Source organism: Xanthomonas euroxanthea (assembly GCF_903989455.1).
Taxonomy (GTDB): Bacteria; Pseudomonadota; Gammaproteobacteria; order Xanthomonadales; family Xanthomonadaceae; genus Xanthomonas; species Xanthomonas euroxanthea.
Genome location: NZ_LR861803.1, coordinates 3,966,422 through 3,988,027 on the forward strand (window position 1 = coordinate 3,966,422; position 21,606 = coordinate 3,988,027).

Here is a 21,606-nt window from a genome sequence, read left to right on the forward strand (position 1 = left end):
GCCGCGTCCCGCAGACGCAAGGCACGTAGCGCGCGCCGCGCTGGCGCGCAGCCGTGCTCGCGGGTCGTCAGCGCCCGCCCTGGCGCGGCGGCTGCGTGCTGGCGCGCCAGGCGTCCAGAAACTGCCGGCGCTTGAGCTTGTCCAGATACACCAGCAGGCCCGGGCCCAGCGGGATCGGGCGGAACGGCGGCTGCGCCGAGCCGCCACGCCCGCCGGCGGCCGGCAGGATCGGCATCAGCCGCGCCTCGCGCGAGAGCACCTGCTGGCCGCGCGGCGACAGCAGGTAGTCCAGGAACCGGCGCGCCTCCGGCGCATGCGGCGCGGTCCTGGGGATCACCGCCGTACGCAAGGCCACCAGCGTGTAGTCCTGCGGCTGCACGATGCCCAGCGGCGCGCCGGCGTCGATCCGCGTCTGCGCATAGGAGCCCAGCACGTTGTAGGCCAGCAGCAGCTCGCCCCGGCTGACGCGGTCGAGCAAGGTGCCGGTGCGTTCTTCGAGCCTGACCTGGTTGGCCCCCAACGCGGCCAGCAGCGCACCGGCGATGCTGCCGACCTGCCCGTCCTGGGTGGCGAACAGATAGCCCACCCCGCTGCGCTCGACATCATAGGTGCCGACCCGGCCGCGCAGCGGCGCGTCGGGTGCGCGCAACAGGGCCAGCAGCTGCCGGCGTGTGCGCGGCACGCGTGAGGCCGCCAGCTTGCGCGTGTTGTAGACGATCGCCACCGGCTCGTAGCTGATGCCGAATACCTCGTGCCGCCACTGCGCCCACGCCGGCAACGCCTCGGTCTGCGCGGAGCGATGCGCCAATGCATGCCCATCGTTGACCAGCTTGGTCTGCAGATCCATGCTGGCGCTGATCAGCATGTCGGCGGCAGCCGTGGCCTTGCCGGGATGCAGATAGCGCTCGTAGATGTCCCAGGCGATCACGTCCTCGTAGATCACCTGGGTGCCCGGATGCAGGCGCTGGTAGTCCTGGATGACCGCGCCGAACACTTCCAGATCGGTGGAGCCCTGCACGCGCAATTGCGCCTGCACCGGGCCATGCGCGGGAAACACCCGTACATCGCCGGGCGCGGCGCGCGCCATAACCGGCGCCAGCAACGCCACCATCAGCAACAGCACGCGCATCACCGCGTCCCTCCAGGAAAATGCAACGAGGCGATCAGCCCGCCGCCGACGCGGTTGCTCAGATCGATGCGCCCGCCGTGCGCTTCGACCACGCGCTTGACGATGGCCAGCCCCAGCCCCGCGCCGCCGGCCGGTGCCTCCGGCCCGCGGACGAAACGCTCGAACACGCGCTCGGCCTCGGCGGCGGGAATGCCGGGGCCGTGATCGGCGATGGTCAGCACGTGATGGCTGCCGTCGCTGGTGAGCGCCACCTGCAATGGTGCCCCGGCGCCGTACTTGCAGGCGTTGTCGATCAGGTTCTTCAGCGCCTCGCGCAGCAGCAAGGCATCGCCACGCAGCAGCGCCGGCTGCGGGTCGATCGCCAGGTGCACGCGCGGGGCGCCGTCGCCACGCGGCAAGGCCTCGTGCAAGGCCTGGTGCAGCACCTCGGCCAGATCCACGGTGGCAAAGCGCTGCAGGTTGGCGCGATGGATCACGCTGGCGTCGCTGAGCAATTGATTGAGCAGCCGGCTCATGTGGCTGGCATTGCGCTCGATCGCCACCAGGCTGCGTTGCATCTCGCGCGGGTCGTCGTCGTCCATCGCCAGTTGCGCCTGCGCGCGCAAGGCAGCCAGCGGCGTGCGCATCTGGTGCGCGGCTTCGGCCATGAAGGCGCGCAGGGTTTCGTTGCTGGACGACAGCCGCGCCATGAAGCGATTGAGCGCGGTCACCATCAACTGCATCTCCTGCGGTGCCGGCGCGCTCAGCGGCTTCAGGTCGGAGGGCTCGCGCCGCGACAGATCGCGCTCGATGCGCTGCAACGGGCGCAGGGCGCGATACACGCCCAGCCACACCAGGCCCAGGGCGAGCAGCGACAGCACGCCGATCGCCACCAGCGCATTGAGCACCACATCGCGTGCCACCGCATCGCGCGCGCGCCGGGTCTGACCGACCTGCACGCGCACCTCGCCCTGCCCGGAGGCCGATGCCACCCGATGCATCACCACCGCAAAACGCACCGGCTCGCCGCTGTAGTCGGCATCGAACAGCACCGGGCGCTCGTCGCCGGGCGCGCGCGCCGGCAACGGCAGCCTGTCCTCGCCGGTGATGGTGCGGCCTTGCGCATCGAATACGCGGTAGAACACGCGGTCTTCCGGCGCCATGCCGAGCAGGTCCAGCGAGGCGTACGGCAGATCCACCTGCCAGTCGCCGCCGACCAGCGCCACGCTGTCGATGATCGACAGCGCCGAAGACACCAGCAGATGATCGTAAGAGCGGTTGGCGGCGCGCTCACCGTAATCGCGGGCGGCAAAGAACAGCACCACCGCGCCCAGCAACGACAGGCTGCCCAGGTACAGCAGCAGGGTGCGCCGGATCGACGGTGCCACCATCTGCGGCTCAGCCATCGAGGCCGGGCTCCACCGGCGCATGCGGATCGGCTTCCTCGAGTTTGTAGCCGGCCCCGCGCACGGTGACGATGCGCAACGGCGCGCCCGCCAGCTTGCGACGCAGGCGGCCGACATACAGCTCGATCGCATTGGGCCCGGCATCGTCGTCGAAGCCGAACAAGCCGTTGCCGATCTCGTCCTTGCCCACCACCTGGCCCAGGCGTCCGATCAGGATCTCGAACAGGCGGTACTCGCGGTTGGGCAACTCGATCGGCGCCCCGTCCAGCGCTAGCGTGTGCGCGGCGTTGTCGAACACGAACCCGCCGATCTGCACTACTTCGCTGGCCTGCCCGCGATTGCGCCGCAGCAGCACCCGGCAACGCGCCTCGAACTCGCGGAAATCGAACGGCTTGCCCAGGTAATCGTCGGCCCCGACATCCAGCGCCTGCACGCGGTCCTCGATGCCGTCGCGCGCAGTCAGCATCAGCACCGGCGTGGTATCCCCACGCTCGCGCATCCCGGCCAGCACGCGCAATCCATCCAGCTTGGGCAGGCCGATATCCAGCACCACCAGATCGAAGCTCTGATAGCGCAGCACGCTCGCCGCCGCCAGGCCATCGGACTGCCAATCCACCGCATGCCCGCTACGGCGCATGCGCCGCACGATGGCATCGGCGAGATCGGCGTTGTCTTCGACTAGCAGCAGGCGCATGGGGTGGGAATCGGGAATGGGGAATCGGGAATCGGAACAGCAGTTGTCCGCGGCCGGAAGGTAGCAGGCCTCGCAAACAAAAGCTCTTGGGCTTTTGCAATTCCCCATTCTCGATTCCCGATTCCCCCGCCCCCCAACGACAGGTCCATGACAGCTTCGCCGGACTAGGCTGCTGCCAACGCGCCGCAGCGTGCCTGTGCGGTGCATCGCTGAACGTGATTCACACATGTACCTGGGAGGGTCTGTGAGCAACGACACCTTGCGTCTGCGCGTCTTCACCGCCTGTGCTGCGCTATGCCTGGCACCGGCGGCGCAGGCGGCCGAGGGCGACGGTCCGGTCACCGCCGAGGTGGGTGGGCGCGTGCACTGGGACTTCACCATGTTCGACAACGACGAACGCGGCACCCCCGAGCGCAACGACACCCAGTTCCGCCGCGCGTGGCTGGATGTGGCGGGCAAGTTCTACGGCTTCACCTACAAGGCCGAAGCAGAATTTGCCGGCCTGCAATACGAGTCCGGCAGCCGCGGCATCCTGGCGCGCGATGTGTATGTCGCCAAGAAATTTTCCGCCGGTACGCTGACCGTGGGCCAGTTCAAGCAGTACTTCTCGCTGGACGACCGCACCGGCTCCAACTACGGCCCGTTCCTGGAACGCGGATATGCGGCCACCACGCTGGCGCCGATCTACCGCAAGGCGATCTCCTGGCAGGCCAATCGTCCCGATGCAACCTGGTCCACGGCGGCCTACAGCCTGGAAAGTATCGACAACTCCTCCACCAAGGGCGGCGCGCTCGGCACCCGGCTGACCTTCGCACCGGAGATGGGCGAGGCGCGGCTGCGCCACCTGGGCGTGTCGCTGGCGCACGAGCGCTATTCGCATCCGGGCAGCGGCGGTGCGGCGCCCCTGCTGATCCGCCCACGCCCGGAAAACGATCTGGCCAACAACAGCCGCATCACCCTGGCGCGCTTTGCCGATGGCCGCGATACCGATTTCGACAAATGGTCGCTGGAATACGCCGAAGTGCTGGGCCCATGGTCGTGGCAGAGCGAATTCAGCGGTGGCCTGCTCGACGACGGCTCCCAGCATGCCAAGGTGTTGGCCAGCTACGGCCTGGTCAGCTGGTTCGTCACCGGCGAGTCGCGCGGCTACGACCGCAAGACCGGCCGTTTCAGCCGCATCAACACGCCCAACCGTCCCTCCGGCGCGTTCGAGCTGGCCCTGCGTTACGACTACATGCGCGGCGACCAGCACCTGGATGGCCAGCCCGATTTCATCAACGCCAGCACGCAGTCGTGGACGCTGGGCGGCAACTGGTACTTCAAGCCGAACCTGCGCGTGATGCTCAATGTGATCGACAGCCGCAACCGCGACCGCAGGGTCGATGCGGTGGTCGATCACACGCTGGCGGTGACCGGCCGGTTCCAGTACGACTTCTGATGATGTGCATGCGCGTACCGGCATTCACGGCGATTGGCAGCACCGGGCGCGTTGCGCCGCGCAAGCACACCGTTGCCGTCACTGCTGCTCCGGCGCATCGAAAGCCGTGGCCGGTGCGACACACGACGATGCGCTCAGCCGGCGCTAATGCTCCGCATCCACGGCATCGCCGCTGCATGCGCTGCGCAGCGGCGCGCTCCACTCTCCCCCTGTTGTATGCCTCAAAGGATGTGCCCGCATGCTGACCGCGCTCGGTTTCGGAATGGTGATCACCTTCATGTACCTGATCATGAGCAAGCGGCTGTCGCCGCTGGTGGCTCTGATCACGGTGCCGATCGTGTTCGCGCTGCTGGGCGGCTTCGGCACCGGCATCAACGAGATGATGCTCGACGGCATCAAGAAGATCGCGCCCACCGGCGTGATGCTGATGTTCGCCATCCTCTACTTCGGGGTGATGATCGACGCCGGCCTGTTCGATCCGCTGGTTGGCCGCATCCTGCGCCTGGTCAAGGGCGATCCGCTGAAGATCGTGATGGGTACCGCGATCCTGGCGATGCTGATCTCGCTCGACGGCGATGGCTCCACCACCTACATGATCACCGTGTCGGCGATGCTGCCGCTGTACCAGCGCCTGGGCATGAACGCGCTCAACCTCACCTGCGTGACCATCCTGGCCAGCGGCGTGATGAACCTGACCCCGTGGGGCGGCCCCACCGCGCGCGCCGCCACCGCCCTGCATGTGGATCCGGCCGACGTGTTCGTGCCGCTGGTGCCGGCGATGGCGATGGCGATCGCGGGCATCCTCACGCTGGCCTGGTATCTGGGCATGCGCGAACGGCGCCGCTTGGGCGTGGTGCGCCTGCCGGCCGACGGCAACTGGCTGGACACCAGCATCCCGGAAGAAAGCGATGCGCTGCCGCGGGTGGAAGACACCGAGGACATGAAGCGGCCCAAGCTGCTGTGGGTGAACCTGCTGCTGACCCTGGCGCTGATGGCCGCGCTGGTGGTGGGCGTGCTGCCGATGCCGGTGCTGTTCATGATCGGCTTTGCGCTGGCGCTGATGATCAACTACCCCAACCTGGCCGAGCAGCGCCGCCGCCTGGTCAATCACGCCGGCAATGTGCTGTCGGTGGTGTCGCTGATCTTCGCCGCCGGCATCTTCACCGGCATCCTGTCCAACACCGGCATGGTCGAAGCGATGTCGCGCAGCTTCCTGGCAGTGATCCCGGACAGCTGGGGCCCGTATCTGGCGGTGATCACCGCGATCGTCAGCATGCCGTTCACGTTCTTCATGTCCAACGACGCGTTCTACTTCGGCGTGCTGCCGATCCTGTCCGAGGCCGCCGGCCACTACGGCATCACCCCGGTGGAAATGGCCCGCGCCTCGCTGGCCGGGCAACCGGTGCATCTGCTCAGCCCGCTGGTGCCATCGACCTATCTGCTGGTCGGCCTGGCCAAGGTCGACTTCGCCGACCATCAGCGCTTCACGCTGAAGTGGGCAGTGCTGATTTCCCTGCTGATGCTGGCGGGCGGGCTGGTGTTTGGCCTGTTTCCTTTGGCGCGCTGACGCCCGCCGGGAATGGGGAATCGGGAGTGGGGAATCGTAAGGGCGGCGCTGTGCTGTCGTGTCGATTACTGACGTCCACATGGAAAACCAGAGACCGCAAAGGCGGCTCCTGCGCTACCGATTCCCCACTCCCGATTCCCCATTCCCAAACTCCGAAGGAGTTCAAGCAATGACACTTCGCATCGCATACGTCACCAGCGGCATGGGCAGCGTGGGTACCGCGATCTGCCAGAAGCTGGCGCGCAGCGGGCATACCGTGGTCGCCGGTTGCGGGCCCAATTCGCCGCGCAAGACCTCCTGGTTGCGCGAGCAACGCGAGCAGGGCTTCGAGTTCGTCGCCTCCGAGGGCAATGCCGCCGATTGGGATTCCACCGTGGCCGCCTTCGCCAAGGTCAAGGCCGAGGTCGGCGAAATCGATGTGCTGGTCAACAACGCCGGCGGTAGCCGCGACACCTTGTTCCGGCAGATGAGCCGCGACGACTGGAACGTGGTGATCGCCAGCAACCTGCATTCGCTGTTCAACATCACCAAGCAGGTGGTCGACGGCATGACCGCGCGCGGTTGGGGACGCATCGTCAACATCGGCTCGGTCAGTGCGCACAAGGGCCAGATCGGGCAGATCAATTTCGCCACCGCCAAGGCGGCGATGCATGGTTTCAGCCGCGCCCTGGCGCAGGAAGTCGCCTCGCGCGGGGTCACCGTCAACACCATCTCGCCGGGCTATATCGCCAGCGCCTCGATCAGCAGTTTCCCGCCCGACGTGCTCGACCGCCTGGCCACCTCGGTGCCGATCCGCCGGCTCGGCAAGCCTGCCGAAGTCGCCGGGCTGTGCGCCTGGCTCGCCTCCGATGAAGCCGCTTACGTGACCGGCGCCGATTACGCGGTCAACGGTGGCCTGTACATGGGCTGAGAGACGCCACGAAGACGGCAAGCGGTCTTCAGGTGCGTGCTGACAGCGCGCACGCGCCGGCCGGTGAGTGGTACATGCCGGTTCCGAACCCCGACCGCCACCAGGCGGGGCGCACCGTCATTGTCATGGGCGCGCTGAAGCTGCACCGCTCCCAGCATCGCCGCTCTAACATCACTGATCTGCAGCCTCACCACCCAGCAGCCTCACGCTCGTGGTGGCCGCTGTGATGCACGCCGCGCCTGCCCTGCGCTTGCATGCAGGTGCGTGATGGCGCCTGACCCGCACGCGCAAGCGACCGCCACTGCGTCGATCAACCCGCCTCCAGTGCGAACTGATTACACTCGGGTTTTTCCGCACTGCGCTGACATGGCCAAACCTTCAGAACGCGCCACGCCGGGGCCCCGCCCGCAGATGGCCGACATCGCCCGCATGGCGGGGGTGTCCGAATCCACCGTGTCGCGCGCCCTGGCCGGCAGCCCGGTGGTGGCCGAGCGGACGCGTGCCTACATCAAGCAGATTGCCGCCGATGCCGGCTACCAGGTCGATCCGATCGCGCGCAGCCTGCGTGCCAAACGCTCCAACACGGTGAGCGTGGCCGTGCCGATGATGCATGCGCTGGACCAGCCGCTGTCGGATCCCTTCATGATGACGATGCTGGCACTGCTGGCCGAGGAACTGACCGGGCGCGGCTACAGCATGCTGCTGTCCAAGCTGGACCGGCATCAGGACGGATGGGTGGAACAACTCGCACGCGGCAGCCGCTCCGATGGCGTGATCGTGCTGGGGCAAAGCTCCGAGCATGCCGCGCTGGACGAAGCCGCGCGCGATGGCCTGCCGATGGCCGTGTGGGGCAGCCGCATCGATGGGCAGTCGTACATCAGCGTGGGCAGCGACAATTTCCAGGGCGGCGCGCTGGCCACCGACCATCTGATCGCCAGCGGCCGTCGCCGCATTGCCTTCCTGGGCGATGACCAGTTGCCCGAGGTTGCGCCGCGCTTTGCCGGCTATCGCCATGCGCTGCAGCGGCACGGGCTGGAGTTCGATACGCGGCTGCACGCGCGTAGCCACTTCCTCAGCGAAGACGCCTACCGCCTCACCCGCGCCATGCTCAAGAAGACCGATCCGCCGGATGGCCTGTTCGCCGCCTCCGACGTGATCGCGGTCGGTGCGATCCGTGCCCTGGTCGAAGCCGGGCACCGGGTGCCGCAGGACATCTCGCTGGTGGGCTTCGACGATATTCCGCTGGCCGCCTACAGCCAGCCACCGTTGACCACGGTGCGGCAGGACCTGGGGCTGGCCGCGCGCCTGCTGGTGGACCGGCTGCTGGCGCTGATCGGCGGCGAAGCGGTGGAGTCGGTGGAGATGCCGGTGAAGCTGGTGGTGCGTGAGTCGGCTTGAGGCTGGGATTGGGGATTGGGGATTGGGGATTGGGAATCGGGAATCGGGAATCGGGAATCGGGAATCGTAGGAGCGTGTGCCGGCGGCGGGGTGCACGCAGTCGGTTGCTGCTGCCACGCTGCTTTTCTTAGTGCCGCAGTACGGCACTGCCGCGGCGGCTAGGCCGCCACGGCCCTGGGCTTGCGGACGCGTACGCACAGCATCGCCACTGCGGCGGCCAGCATCAGCGCGCCGGCCAGGCGGATCACGTTGCGCGGGTCGCCATGCAACAGCCACGCGTAGTACAGCGGCAGGGTGACGATCTGGATCAGCATCGGCAGCACGATGAACAGGTTGAACAGCCCCATGTACACACCGGTGCGCTCGGGCGGAATGCTGTCGGCCAGCATCAGGTAGGGGTTGCCCATCATGCTGGCCCAGGCCAGGCCGATGCCGATCATCGGCAGCAACATCAGCCAGCGGTCCTGGATGCCGGGCAACACCCACATGCCGACCCCGGCCGCGACCAGGCAGGCCGCATGGGTGTACTTGGGGCCCATGCGGCGCACCACCGGCACCATCGCAAACGCGGCCAGAAACGCGATGAAGTTGTAGAACCCGCCGATCTGCCCATTGACCAGGCCGGCCTCGCGGAAGCCATGCGAGTTGGCGTCGGTGGTGCCGAACAAACTGGTCGACAGCGACAGCACGATGTACTGCCAGTAGCAGAAGATCGCATACCACTGGAACAGCATCACCGGCGCGAGCTGGCGCATGGTGGGCGGCATCGCGCGCAGGGCGCCGTAGATTTCGCGCACGGTGGCGCCCAGCCCGGCACCGGTTTGGCGCATCCGCGCGATCTCTGCCGGCGCGATCGCCGGCTCGCGCACGCTGCGCGCGGTGAGCAGGATCGAGGCCGCAGAGAACCCCGCACCGATCACGAACGCGGCGATGGTGACGTAGGGAATATGGTGCGCATTGGCGGCGTCCTGGTTCATGCCCATCCACACCAGCAACGGCGGGGTCAGATACGCCAGCGTCTGCGCAAGCCCGGTGAACGCGCTTTGGGTCAGATACCCCAGCGGCCGCTGCGGTGGCGCCAGCACATCGCTGACCAAGGCGCGGTATGGCTCCATCGCCACGTTGTTGGCCGCATCCAGGATCCACAGCAGGCATACCGCCATCCACAACGCGGTGCTGAACGGCATCGCCAGCAGGCACAGGCTGCACACCAGCGCGCCCAGCACCATGTACGGCATGCGCCGGCCCCAGCGGGTCACCGAGCGGTCGCTCCACGCACCGACGAACGGTTGCAGCACCAGCCCGGTGATCGGCCCGGCCAGCCACAGGTACGGCAGGCTGGCGTGATCGGCGCCCAGATAGTTGTAGATCGGGCTCATGTTGCTCTGCTGCAGGCCGAAGCTGTATTGCACGCCGAAGAAGCCGGCGTTGAGCGCCAGGATGCGCGCGAAGGAGAACGGAGTGGCGGTCGACGACATGCAAGGCCCTGGGCATCGGTGCGGCTCCCAGTGGCCGCAGCGCACTGTACCCTGCCGCTTCTGCAATCGATTGTAACGCTGCGCCGCAACACGCTTTCGCTTTCAAACACACAAGCTCGCAGGCACCGAAACGATGCTGCAGCGCAAGATTGCAATCGATTGTATTGCAGCGTATTACTGCGCTCGCACTGCAGGCCACACGGCCACTCCCTGGGAGGGGACGATGCAGGCGTCGGCCTACCACCATCCGTGAAAGAGAGAACCGCAATGCCCACCTTGCACACCCTGCGCCTGCATGCCCTGGCCTGCGCGGTCGTTTCCTGCCTGTGCGCGCCCGCCGCGCTGGCGCAGGACGCGGCCACCGCCACACCCGTCACGCCGCCGGCCGCCGACAGCGCCGCGGTCAACCTGGATTCGGTGTTCGTCACCGGCACCTCCACCGCCACCACCAAGCTGAAGTCCAGCGTGTCGGTCAGCACCGTCGGCGCCGAGGCGATCGAACAATCGGCGCCACGCAGCACCGCCGAAATCTTCCGCAACATTCCCGGCATCCGCTCCGAATCCAGCGGTGGTGAGGGCAACGCCAACATCGCCGTGCGTGGCCTGCCGGTTGCCTCCGGCGGCGCCAAGTTCCTGCAGCTGCAGGAAGACGGCCTGCCGGTGATGGAATTCGGCGATATCGCCTTCGGCAACGCGGACATCTTCCTGCGCTCGGATTTCACCCTGGACCGCATCGAAGCCATCCGCGGCGGCTCGGCATCGACGTTCACCAGCAATGCGCCCGGCGGCATCATCAACTTCATCAGCAAGACCGGCGACACCGCAGGTGGCAGCGTCGGCGTGAGCCGCGGCCTGGACTACGACAACACCCGCGTTGACTTCGACTACGGTGCGCCGTTCGCGGAAAACTGGCAGTTCAACATCGGCGGCTTCTTCCGCCAGGGCGATGGCGTGCGCGATGCCGGCTACACCACCGACAAGGGCGGCCAGCTCAAGGCCAACCTGACCCGGCTGTTCGAGAACGGCTACGTGCGTGTCTACGGCAAATACCTCAACGATCGCGCCGCCGGTTATCTGCCGGTGCCGACCTCCGTGCGTGGCCGCGACGGTTCGCCGGACCTGGGCGGTTTCGCCGGTTTCGATCCGGGCAACGACACCTTGTACAGCCGCAATTTCCGCAGCGACGTCGGCCTGGACGGCAACAACCGGCCGCGCCGCACCGACCTGGGCGACGGCATGCATCCGATCTCGCGCACCATCGGCGCCGAGGCCTGGTTCGACCTGGGCAACGGCTGGAACCTGAGCGAGAAGTTCCGCATCGCCGACAACAGCGGCCGCTTCGTCAGCCCGTTCCCGGCCGAGGTTACCAATGCCGCCACGCTCGCCGCCTCCATCGGCGGCGCCGGCGCGCAACTGGTGCAGGCCAGCGGCCCGGACGCCGGCCAGGCCTACACCGGCAACGCGATCCGCACGCATCTGTTCAACGTGGCGATCAACGACCTGGGCAACGTCACCAACGACCTCAGCGTCTCGCGCGAGTTCGGCGGCGACGGCCGCACGCTCAACCTGCGCATGGGCTATTACAGCTCGCGCCAGACCATCGACATGGACTGGACCTGGAACTCCTACGTGCAGAGCCTGGGCCGCGATTCGCGCCTGCTCAACGTGGTCGATGCCGGTGGCGTGTCGCGCTCGCAAAACGGTTTGTACGCGTACGGCACTCCGTTCTGGGGCGATTGCTGCAACACGCGCAGCTACGACGTGCGCTACGACGTCAACGCACCCTATCTCGCGCTCACCTTCGACAGCGGCAAGTTCAGCATCGACGGCAGCCTGCGTTACGACATGGGCGATGCACGCGGCAACTATGCCGGCACCGCGATCGCACAGAACCTGGACGTCAACGGCGACGGCGTGATCCAGCCGGTGGAACAGCGCGTAGCCACGGTCGATACCGCCAACGCGCGGCCGGTGGATTACGACTGGAATTACCTGTCGTATTCGCTGGGCAGCAATTACCTGATCAACGACGACCTGGGCGCGTTCGCGCGCATCAGCCGCGGCGCCCGCGCCAATGCCGACCGCCTGCTGTTCGGGGTGATCCGCGACGATGGCTCGGTCTCCTCCGACGAAGGCGTCAACGTGGTCCGCCAGGCCGAAGCCGGCCTGAAGTGGCGCCGCGACGGGCTGAGCCTGTTCGCCACCGCGTTCTCGGCGCGCACCGAGGAGCAGAACTTCGAAGTCACCAGCCAGCGCTTCTTCAACCGCAGCTACGAGGCGCACGGCGTGGAGCTGGAAGCCAGCTACCGCTACGAGGGCTTCACCGTCAACGGCGGCCTGACCTGGACCGATGCGGAGATTTCCAGGGACCAGATCACCCCGGAAAACACCGGCAACGTGCCGCGTCGCCAGGCCGATGTGGTGTGGCAGCTCACCCCCAGCTACCGCGGCGACGGCTACCAGTTCGGCATCAACCTGATCGGCACCACCGATGCCTACACCCAGGATTCCAATCAGCTGAAGATGCCCGGCTATACGCAGGTGAACCTGTTCGGGGACTACCGCGTGACCGACGCACTCACCGTCGCGCTCAACGTCAACAACCTGTTCAACACCTTCGGCCTGACCGAGGCCGAGGAAGCCAGCATCCCGGCCAACGGCATCATCCGCGCGCGTTCGATTGCCGGCCGCACCACCAGCATCAGCCTACGCTACGACTTCTAAGGACCCCTCGCCGGGTTCGTCCCGGCGCCTGCCAATGAGCACCTCCCCCACCGATCTCACTGCAGTGCGCGCGGCCTTTGCCGCGCCGCTGGACCCGCAGCGTGCGAGCACGCTGTTGCCACGCTTCGACCGGCACGCGCCGCGCCTGCTGGATGCCCTGCACACCCTGTACGGCGCACGCCCCGACACAGCGGCCTGGCTGACGCAGTGGATGGCTGCGTTGGGCAGCCTCGCACAGCAGCGCCCGCAACCGCTGCAACAGCTCGACACCGCGCGCCAGCCCGGCTGGTTCGGCGAGCAGCACATGCTGGGCTACAGCGCCTACGTGGACCGCTTCGCCGGCACGCTGCAAGGGGTGGCCGAACGCGTGCCGTACCTGCAGGAGCTGGGCGTGCGCTATCTGCACCTGCTGCCGTTCCTGCGCGCACGCGCCGGCGATAACGACGGCGGCTTTGCGGTCAGCGATTACGGCCAGGTCGAACCGAGCCTGGGCAGCAACGACGACCTGGTCGCGCTGACCACGCGCCTGCGCGAGGCCGGCATCAGCCTGTGCGCGGATTTCGTGCTCAACCACACCGCCGACGACCACGCATGGGCGCAGGCGGCGCGTGCCGGCGATGCGCGCTATCTCGATTACTACCATCACTTTGCCGACCGCAGCCTGCCCGACCAGTACGAAACCACGCTGGGACAGGTCTTCCCGCACACCGCACCCGGCAACTTCACCTGGGTGGACGCCACCGGCCGGTGGATGTGGACCACGTTCTATCCGTATCAATGGGATCTGAACTGGAGCAACCCGGCGGTGTTCGGCGAGATGGCGCTGGCGATGCTGCAGCTGGCCAATCTGGGTGTGGAAGCCTTCCGTCTGGATTCCACCGCCTACCTGTGGAAGCGCCCCGGCACCGACTGCATGAATCAACCCGAGGCGCATACCCTGCTGGTGGCGCTACGCTCGGTCACCGACATCGTTGCGCCGTCGGTGGTGATGAAGGCCGAAGCCATCGTGCCGATGACGCAATTGCCGCCCTACTTCGGCAGCGGTGCGGACCAGGGCCACGAATGCCACCTGGCCTATCACAGCACGCTGATGGCGGCCGGCTGGTCGGCGCTGGCGCTGCAACGTGGCGACATCCTGCACAACGTCATCGCGCATAGCCCGCCCTTGCCGGCCAACTGCGCGTGGCTGAGCTATGTGCGCTGCCACGACGACATCGGCTGGAACGTGCTGCAACACGAAGCCGCCGGCAACGCCGCGCAGCCGCCATTCGCGCTGCGCGATGTCGCGCGCTTCTATGCCAACCAGATGCCGGGCAGCTATGCGCGTGGTGAGAGCTTCCAGAGCAGTGGCGATGGCGTGCACGGCACCAATGGCATGGCCGCGGCACTGGCCGGCATCCAGGCCGCGCAGGAATCCGGTGACGCGGCGGCGTTGCGCATGGCGGTGGATCGGCTGGTGTTGCTCTATGCCATCGCGCTGGCGATGCCGGGCGTGCCGTTGATCTATATGGGCGACGAACTCGCCTTGCCCAACGATATCGGCTACCGCGACGATCCGCAGCGTCGGCACGAAGGCCGCTGGCTGCATCGCCCGGCAATGGATTGGCAGCGTGCAGCACAGCGCGATGTTGCAGCCAGCGTGAGCGGCACGGTGTATCGCCGGTTGCGTGGATTGATCCGGCAACGTGCCGCGCTTCCCGCACTGGCTGCCACTCAGCCGCTGGGCAGCATTGCGCTGGGCGATGCGCGTCTGTTTGCGTTGACCCGTGGCGATGACTTTGTGGCCGTGCACAACTTCGGCGAGCAGCCGCTGACGGTGGAGCTTGCCGCACTTGGGGGCGACCGGTGGACGATGTTGGCGGATGGCAGCGAGGCGGCTACCGAATCGCTGGGCGATGCCATGCGGCTGGTGCTGCCGGCTTATGCAGTGCGCTGGCTGGAGCGTATTGCTTGAACGATATGGTGCAGGTTCGTAGCGCTCCTGCAGGGCGGACGATCTGCGGCCAGAGCGGACGATCTGTGACCTAGCTGCCCGGCCCTTGCCCGCCCACCATCGCGGGACACGCCGCAAGTACGTCCGTGTAGGCTCTTACGCGGCATCCATGCCGCGTAAGGTCCCGCGACGGTCCGCGGGCAAGAGCCAATCTGGATGGTCGGTGTGCTTGATTACAAACACCGGATTGCGTCGGGCTATCGGATGCCGCTGCATTCGGATGCCGCTGCATTTTGAAGGCGCACGATAAAATCGCTAAAAACTCCTGCGCTCAGCGTTGGAAGGATGCGGCCGCCGCTCGGCACCGGTGTATCCCACGCGTACACGCCGGTTGCTCCGCACCTTCCGCACCCCACCGACGAATGATCGCTACGCTCTGTTCGCCGCTCCAGATCAAACGCCGCACTGTCTTTCCGGTGGCCGTCCTTGCGCCACCATGGGCCAACCGAAGAATCAGCGCTTCGACAACTCGAGCAACGCTTCGGCCGCCTTTTCCGAAGACGCGGGGTTCTGGCCGGTGACCAGCATGCCGTCGGTGACCACGTACACGCCCCAGTCGGCGCCCTTCTCGTAGCGGCCGCCGAGCTCGGTCAGCACGTCTTCGACCAGGAACGGCACGATCTTGGTCAGGCCCACGCCCTCTTCCTCGCCATTGGTGAAGCCGGTGACGCGGCGGCCGTTGACCAGCGGCTTGCCATCGCTGCCCTTGACGCGGCGCAGCGCGCCCGGTGCGTGGCACACCAGGCCATGCGGCTTGTTGGCCACGGCGAACGCTTCGATCAGCGCGATCGAATCCGCGTCTTCGGCCAGATCCCACAACGGACCATGGCCGCCCGGGTAGAACACCGCATCGAAGTCCTCGGCCTTCACGTCTGCCAGGCGATGCGTACTTGCCAGGGCCTTTTGCGCGTCGGCGTCCTGCTTGAAGCGCTTGGTCGCTTCGGTCTGCGCGTCGGGCTCGTCGCTCTTGGGATCCAGCGGCGGTTGGCCGCCCTTGGGCGAGACCAGTGTGATGTCGGCGCCGGCATCCTTGAACACGTAGTACGGCGCGGCGAACTCTTCCAGCCAGAAGCCGGTCTTCTTGCCGGTATCGCCGAGTTGGTCGTGGGACGTGAGCACCATCAGGATCTTCATCGCATTGCCTCGTATCAGGGCCCGTGTCGGGCGAGGCAATCAGTGTCCGGATCAGCCCGTTGCAACGTCGTGTAGAACGCGTCTGCGCGACGCATGCGGTTCAGCGCCACGTGGGGCGGCGATGCAATCAAGGCGGGCGGCTGCGCCGCCCAGCATCCACGAGTGAGGTGCGACTAGCGGCAGCGCGATGCGCGCCTGCACCTGCCCGGCGCCTTTCCGCGAGCTGGCGTAACGACGCTCAGACATTCATCGCCGGCGGCTGCAGCTGATCCATGCGGATGCGGTTGGCGAACAACGAAAACGCCAGCATGCCGGCCAGCCCGCTGACCCGGCTCACCCACGGCGGCAACCAGCGCGGTGCGACCAGCACTCCGCTGTCGAACAAGGGCGCAAGGCGCGCCACATCGCCCAGCGCCATCTTGCCGGCGAACAGGTAGCGGCATAGCTGCAGCTGGTCGCGCTGCAAGGCATGCCGGAAGAACGTATGCACCGCGACCAGCCCGCGCAGGTACACCGTGTCCTTGGTGAAGGCGCCGCCGCCGGAGGTCGGCACGCCGCGGAATACCCGCTGCGCCGAGGAAAAGCTCTCCGCCGCGCTCTGCCCGCCGGCAGTGAAGTAACGGAACACCTCGATGAAATCCGCGCCCGAGCGCGCCATCGCAATCGCCTCGATGCGCAGGCTGATGCGCTTCATGCGTTCGATGTCGATGCTGCCGGTGATCTGCTCGGCAAAGGTGGCCAGGCCTTCCTGCGTGGCGGTGGTGCGCGGCGAGGAAATGCCCAGGCTGGGCAGGTGCAGCTGCGCGCGCCCGTTGAGCGCGGTGAGCGAATGCACCAGCGCCTCGTGATGGAACAGCTGCGCACGGTCGTAATCGCTGAAAGTGGCGCCCGTGCGCAGGCGGATGCGGTGTGCACCTGCGGCCGCCTTGGCCAGCAGATCCGGATCCAGCGTGACAGTGATGACGCGCCCTTCGAAGAACGCGTCCAGATCGTTCTGCAGCTGCATGCGCAAGGCGGTGGCCGACACCGGCACCTGCTCTTCGGGCGCCAGCAGCTCGCGGTCCAGCTCCTGCGCGATCTGGATGAAATGCCGCGCAGCCTCGCGCGTGCTCGGGCCGTTGCCCGGCATCGGGTCGTCGGGCACGCCGAACAGCTGCGCCGAGTAATCGCTGACTGCGGAAGTGCCCAGCGACTCCAGCAGGCCGGCGGCCAGATCCCAGCTGTGGGTCGAATCGATCAGGTAGGCGCCGATCGGATGGTGCGGGTCGGCCGCCCTGGCGATCGCGGACAGTTCGCGCCGGGTGTCGCCAAAGTCCAGCGCCGGGTACTCCACCTGCGGCAGCTCCGGTTGCCCGCGCGCCACGCTCTGCAGGAACGGCTCCTGCAGCGAGCGCGGCCAGCTCGCCAGCGCCAGCAGGCGCACGCCACGCACGGCCTTGACCAGGCGCGCATCCAGCGCCGCGTGGTGGACGATGTCCGGCGGGCCCTTGCGCGATGGCATGCTCAGCGTCGCCCGGTACGATCGACGCTGGCGGGCCGCCGGCCCGATCCCTTGCCCCGGTTGTTCTGCGCCAGGCGTGTGGCGAGCTTTTCGGCCGCCGCGGCCACTTCCACGCGCAGCTTCATGTAGTTGGCCACCCGCTCCGGATCCAGCGTATCGGCCTCGATCGCCGCACGCACCGCACAACCGGGCTCGGCGATATGCGCGCAATCATTGAAACGGCACTGCGCCGCCAGCGCTTCCACATCGGAGAAGCCGCCCTCGGCCAGATCCTCTTCGCCGGTGGGCTTGAGCTCGCGCATGCCGGGCGTGTCGATCAGGCAGGCACCGGACGGCAACGGAATCAAGGCGCGATGGGTGGTGGTATGCCGGCCACGCGAATCGTTCTCGCGCACCGCGTTGGTCTTCATCTTCTGCGCGCCGAGCAAGGTGTTGGTCAGCGTCGACTTGCCCGCGCCCGACGAGCCCACCAGCACCGCGGTGCGGCCATCGCCCAGCCACGGCCGCAGTGCCGCCACGCTCTCGGGATCCTTGGCATTGACCGCGCGCAACGGGATGTTCTGCGCCTCCAGCTCTTCCAGCACCGACAGCGCATCCTCGGCGTACTCGGTCTGGTCGGCCTTGGTCAGCACCACCACCGGCTCGGCACCGCCGCCGCCGACCAGCAGCAGATAGCGTTCGATGCGGCGCGGATTGAAGTCCGCATCCAGCCCGCACACGATGAACACCGTATCGATGTTGGCCGCGATCACCTGCTGGTGGTAATGCTCGCCGGCCGCGCCACGCTTGATCGAGGTGCGCCGCGGCAGCAAGGCCACGATGCGCTTGCCCTCCATCAGCACCCAATCGCCCACCGACGCCCGCTCATGGCTGGGAAACCGCGGCCGCTGCCACTCCGGCAACGACTCGGCCTTGAGGCTGGCCTCCGGCGTATCGGCCACCACATAGCCGGTGCGGTGCTGCTCCACCACCCGCGCCGGCAGCGCCTGCGGATGCGCGGCGAACAGTGCCTGCCAAGTCGGGTCTTCGGCAGGGCCAGGCCAGGGCCAGCCGATGGATTGGAGGGTGGGGTAATCGGGAGGTGCGTTGCTCATGGGGCGATTCTAGCTGGCTGGCCGCAGCGGCTTGTGCAATCGGCCCTGCGCCGGCCCTGAAGCGCCCCTTGACATCGTTGCCGATGCAAGCATGTCCGCCTGTCCTATTTCCGCTACCATGCCAAGCCTCACGCCTACAACCGGCCCGTCGCATGTCCACTGCCCCGCAAAAGCCGCTCGCCATCCGCGAGCGTCTGTCCGAAGTCCGCTACGAAATCCGGGGCGAGCTGGCGCGACGAGCGCGGGAACTGGAGGCGCAGGGCCGCAAGCTGATCAAGCTCAATATCGGTAACCCGGGTGCCTTCGGGTTCCGTGCGCCGGAGCATCTGCAGCGCGCGATCGCCGACGACATGGGCCGCACCGATCCGTACACCCATCAGCAAGGCCTGCCGGAGGCGCGCGAGGCGATTGCCACCGCGTATGCGCGGCGCCAGCACCCGGATGCGCATCCGGACCGCATCTTCGTCGGCAATGGCGTCAGCGAGCTGATCGACCTGTCGCTGCGTGCGCTGCTCAATCCCGGTGACGAAGTGCTGGTGCCCTCGCCCGACTATCCGCTGTGGTCGGCCGCCACCATCCTCAACGATGGCCGGCCGGTGTATTACCGCTGCGCACCGGAAAACGGCTTCCAGCCGGATCCGGTGGAAATCGAGACGCTGGTGTCCTCGCGTACCCGCGCCATCGTGCTGATCAACCCGAACAATCCCAGCGGCGCCAGTTATTCGCGTGAGCTGCTGGAGCGCATCGTGGCCATCGCCAGCAAGCACAACCTGTTGCTGATGGTCGATGAGATCTACGACCAGGTGCTCTACGACGGCGCGGCCTTCGTGCCGGTGGCGCCGCTGGCCGGTGCGCACCCGTGCATCACCTTCAGCGGCCTGAGCAAGGTGCACCGCGCCTGCGGCTGGCGCGTGGGCTGGGCGCTGCTGTCGGGCGAGCAGTCGCGCATCAACGACCTGCGCAACGCGATGGACCTGCTCGGCGCGCTGCGCCTGTGCGCCAACGTGCCGGGCCAGTACGCCATCGACGCGGCCGTCAACGGGCCGGACACCATCTCGGCGCTGTGCGCGCCGGGCGGCCGTCTGTACGAAACCCGCCGTGCGGTGATCGAGGCCTGCGCGGCCAGCGAGCATCTGCAGTTGGTGGCGCCGGCCGGGGCGCTGTACGCATTCCCGGCAGTGGTCGGGCCGGCCGCGCGCAACTTCGACGACCACGAGTTCGCGCTCGACCTGATGAACGAGGAAGGCGTGCTGGTGGTGCCGGGTTCCAGCTTCAACGTGCCCTACCGCCACCACTTCCGCGTCACATTGATGCCGGAGGCGGCGGTGATGCGCGATGTGTTCGCACGCATCGACCGTGCGCTGGCGCGCCGCGCCGAGGCGGTGACCAAGGTGGTGCCGCTCAAGTCGCGCAGCGTGGCGTGACGGTGGTGGCCGGCACGCCGTTGCGCTATCTGGCGCTCGGCGATTCCTACACCATCGGCGAAGGGGTCGCCCCCGGGCAGCGCTGGCCGCTGCAACTGGTGGACGGTTTGCGTGCCTACGGCTGGAACGTGGCGCCGCCGCAGATCATCGCCACCACCGGCTGGACCACCGACGAATTGCAGGCCGGTCTGGATGCCGCTGCGCCGCAGGGGCCGTTCGATCTGGTGAGCCTGCTGATCGGCGTCAACAATCAGTACCGCGGGCGTTCGCTGGACGAGTACCGCAGCCAGTTCGATGCGTTGTTGCTGCGTGCAATCGACTTGGCCGGCGGTATTGCGCCGCGCGTGTTCGTGCTGTCGATTCCGGACTGGGGGCTGACCCCGTTTGCGCATGCGCACGGCGGCGACGCGGCGCTGATCGGTGCCCAGATCGATGCCTTCAACAGCGTGGCCGCAGAACGTTGCGCCGCACGCTCGGTACGCTTTGTCGACATCACCGCCACCAGCCGCGATGACGGCGCTGCTGCCGACATGCTGGTCGACGATGGTCTGCATCCCTCCGGCGCCATGTATGCGCGCTGGACCGTATTGGCACTGCCTGCAGCGCGCGATGCCCTAAGCTAGCCGCGCAACACGCCTCACTGCCAAGGAACGCCATTGCACAGCACCGCCACCCAACCCATGAGCCGCACGCAGGCGCTGGCGATCGCGCGCGCATTTCTGCCGCCGCATCCGCTGGGCAATCGCTACGACTACTACTACACGCAGGCCAAGCTGCGCACCGATCCGCTGTATCCGGGCGTGCTGGCCGAATTGCGCAGCACCACTGCGCCGGTGCTGGATCTGGGCTGCGGGCTGGGCCTGCTCGCGCACGCGTTGCGCGCCGACGGCCAGGTACTGGCGTATCACGGGGTGGATGTGGACGCGTCCAAGATCCGCCGCGCACAACACATCGCGCAGCGCTCGGCACTGGGCACTACGCAGTTCGCCGTGGTCGACCTGAGCGTGGCCTGGCCGCAGCACCGCGGCAGCGTGACCATTCTGGATGTGCTGCAGTATCTGCAGGCCGACATGCAGGCCAGCCTGCTGCGCAGCGTGGCGCAGATGCTGACGCCGGGCGCGAAGCTGGTGATCCGCAGCGCATTGGGCGATGCCAGCAGCCGTGGCCGCACCAGCCGCGTGACCGACGTGCTGGCGCATCTGAGCGGCTGGATGCAGCGCATGCCGCGCAGCTATCCCACCCGCGACAGCCTGCAGGCGCAACTGGATGCCGCCGGTCTACGTGCCACCTTTGCGCCGTTGTACGGCAACACCCCGTTCAACAACTGGCTGATCGTGGCCGAGCCGCGCTGAGGCCGTGCACAACGTGCCTGGCTCGATTCAGAACGGCTGATGAAACGTAACGCGCGTTCGCCGGACGGATGTGGACGGCACGCAGAAACCGGGGTGTACGCGCAGCAGGGCACCGGCCGCGCAGCCGTGTTGACAGCCGCTGTTGACGTCATGCGGATGATCCTGGGCCACGTTGTTCGAGGGCGGTGCACCACCGCCCCAGAGAATCCGCTGGTTCCTTGTTGAAAGCCATGCACACCGACCATCCCGACAGGCCCTTGCCCGCCCACCGTCGCGGGACCTTACGCGGCATGGATGCCGCGTAAGAGCCTACAAGGACGTACTTGCGGCGTGTCCCGCGAGGGTGGGCGGGCAAGGGCCCTGCAGCCAAGCCGCAGAGCAGCCG

16 protein-coding genes and 1 other RNA gene are annotated in these 21,606 nt (G+C 67.4%); 10 read left to right on the forward strand and 7 right to left on the reverse strand.

Annotated features, from left to right (window positions below; all coding sequences use genetic code 11):
• Positions 1-67 precede the first annotated feature (67 nt).
• The 3 genes from H7A86_RS16495 to H7A86_RS16505 are packed head-to-tail and all read right to left on the reverse strand — an operon-like array spanning position 68 to position 3,208.
• Entirely contained in the window at positions 68-1,129 is a 1,062-nt protein-coding gene (locus H7A86_RS16495; RefSeq protein WP_119130971.1) for an ABC transporter substrate-binding protein, read from the reverse strand.
• A complete protein-coding gene (locus H7A86_RS16500; RefSeq protein ID WP_119130970.1) occupies positions 1,129-2,514 on the reverse strand; it encodes a sensor histidine kinase in 1,386 nt (461 codons plus the stop codon). The genes H7A86_RS16495 and H7A86_RS16500 overlap by 1 nt, the downstream gene beginning before the upstream one ends.
• Positions 2,507-3,208: a response regulator gene (locus H7A86_RS16505; protein ID WP_119127367.1), complete on the reverse strand. Its 702-nt coding sequence runs from the start codon at positions 3,206-3,208 to the stop codon at positions 2,507-2,509. The genes H7A86_RS16500 and H7A86_RS16505 overlap by 8 nt, the downstream gene beginning before the upstream one ends.
• Positions 3,209-3,452: 244 nt before the next feature.
• On the opposite strand from H7A86_RS16505, the gene H7A86_RS16510 reads away from it, so the two are divergent.
• The 4 genes from H7A86_RS16510 to H7A86_RS16525 all read left to right on the forward strand — a co-directional run bounded on the left by H7A86_RS16510 (position 3,453) and on the right by H7A86_RS16525 (position 8,521).
• On the forward strand, positions 3,453-4,646 hold the full coding sequence (locus tag H7A86_RS16510; protein WP_104584006.1) for an OprO/OprP family phosphate-selective porin: 1,194 nt from the start codon (positions 3,453-3,455) through the stop codon (positions 4,644-4,646).
• A gap of 238 nt (positions 4,647-4,884) precedes the next feature.
• Positions 4,885-6,213, forward strand: a complete 1,329-nt coding sequence (locus tag H7A86_RS16515) for a CitMHS family transporter (RefSeq protein WP_104584005.1) — start codon at positions 4,885-4,887, stop codon at positions 6,211-6,213.
• A gap of 169 nt (positions 6,214-6,382) precedes the next feature.
• Positions 6,383-7,123, forward strand: coding sequence for an acetoacetyl-CoA reductase (gene phbB, locus H7A86_RS16520; protein ID WP_016904744.1), 741 nt, complete (start codon positions 6,383-6,385; stop codon positions 7,121-7,123).
• 366 nt (positions 7,124-7,489) lie between these two features.
• A complete protein-coding gene (locus H7A86_RS16525; RefSeq protein WP_104648800.1) occupies positions 7,490-8,521 on the forward strand; it encodes a LacI family DNA-binding transcriptional regulator in 1,032 nt (343 codons plus the stop codon).
• A gap of 158 nt (positions 8,522-8,679) precedes the next feature.
• On the opposite strand, the gene H7A86_RS16530 is transcribed toward H7A86_RS16525, so the two are convergent.
• Positions 8,680-9,999, reverse strand: a complete 1,320-nt coding sequence (locus H7A86_RS16530; RefSeq protein WP_119130969.1) for an MFS transporter — start codon at positions 9,997-9,999, stop codon at positions 8,680-8,682.
• A 267-nt stretch (positions 10,000-10,266) separates the two neighbouring features.
• Here H7A86_RS16530 and H7A86_RS16535 point away from each other — a divergent pair, with 267 nt between their 5' ends.
• The 3 genes from H7A86_RS16535 to H7A86_RS16545 all read left to right on the forward strand — a co-directional run bounded on the left by H7A86_RS16535 (position 10,267) and on the right by H7A86_RS16545 (position 15,101).
• Complete coding sequence (locus H7A86_RS16535; RefSeq protein WP_180707925.1) at positions 10,267-12,723, forward strand: TonB-dependent receptor domain-containing protein; 2,457 nt, start codon at positions 10,267-10,269, stop codon at positions 12,721-12,723.
• 34 nt (positions 12,724-12,757) lie between these two features.
• Complete coding sequence (locus H7A86_RS16540; protein ID WP_119130967.1) at positions 12,758-14,677, forward strand: alpha-amylase family protein; 1,920 nt, start codon at positions 12,758-12,760, stop codon at positions 14,675-14,677.
• 348 nt (positions 14,678-15,025) lie between these two features.
• A non-coding RNA gene (locus H7A86_RS16545) (sX9 sRNA) lies at positions 15,026-15,101 on the forward strand.
• 68 nt (positions 15,102-15,169) lie between these two features.
• Here H7A86_RS16545 and H7A86_RS16550 read toward each other — a convergent pair.
• From H7A86_RS16550 to rsgA, 3 genes are all read right to left on the reverse strand, one after another.
• Positions 15,170-15,850: a type 1 glutamine amidotransferase domain-containing protein gene (locus H7A86_RS16550; RefSeq protein ID WP_119130966.1), complete on the reverse strand. Its 681-nt coding sequence runs from the start codon at positions 15,848-15,850 to the stop codon at positions 15,170-15,172.
• A gap of 238 nt (positions 15,851-16,088) precedes the next feature.
• Positions 16,089-17,351 carry a flavohemoglobin expression-modulating QEGLA motif protein gene (locus H7A86_RS16555; protein WP_119130965.1) on the reverse strand — a complete coding sequence of 421 codons (1,263 nt, stop codon included), beginning with the start codon at positions 17,349-17,351 and terminating at the stop codon, positions 16,089-16,091.
• Positions 17,352-17,353: 2 nt separating this feature from the next.
• Positions 17,354-18,445 (reverse strand): ribosome small subunit-dependent GTPase A, encoded by a 1,092-nt coding sequence (rsgA, locus tag H7A86_RS16560; RefSeq protein ID WP_119130964.1) that lies wholly within the window; start codon positions 18,443-18,445, stop codon positions 17,354-17,356.
• 152 nt (positions 18,446-18,597) lie between these two features.
• Between rsgA and H7A86_RS16565 the strand changes: the two genes are divergently transcribed.
• From H7A86_RS16565 to H7A86_RS16575, 3 genes are read left to right on the forward strand one after another with little or no spacing between them, the layout of a single operon-like run.
• A complete protein-coding gene (locus H7A86_RS16565; RefSeq protein WP_119130963.1) occupies positions 18,598-19,869 on the forward strand; it encodes a pyridoxal phosphate-dependent aminotransferase in 1,272 nt (423 codons plus the stop codon).
• 2 nt (positions 19,870-19,871) lie between these two features.
• Positions 19,872-20,492: an SGNH/GDSL hydrolase family protein gene (locus H7A86_RS16570; RefSeq protein ID WP_119131470.1), complete on the forward strand. Its 621-nt coding sequence runs from the start codon at positions 19,872-19,874 to the stop codon at positions 20,490-20,492.
• A gap of 57 nt (positions 20,493-20,549) precedes the next feature.
• A complete protein-coding gene (locus tag H7A86_RS16575; protein WP_119130962.1) occupies positions 20,550-21,221 on the forward strand; it encodes a methyltransferase in 672 nt (223 codons plus the stop codon).
• The last annotated feature ends 385 nt before the right edge of the window (positions 21,222-21,606 follow it).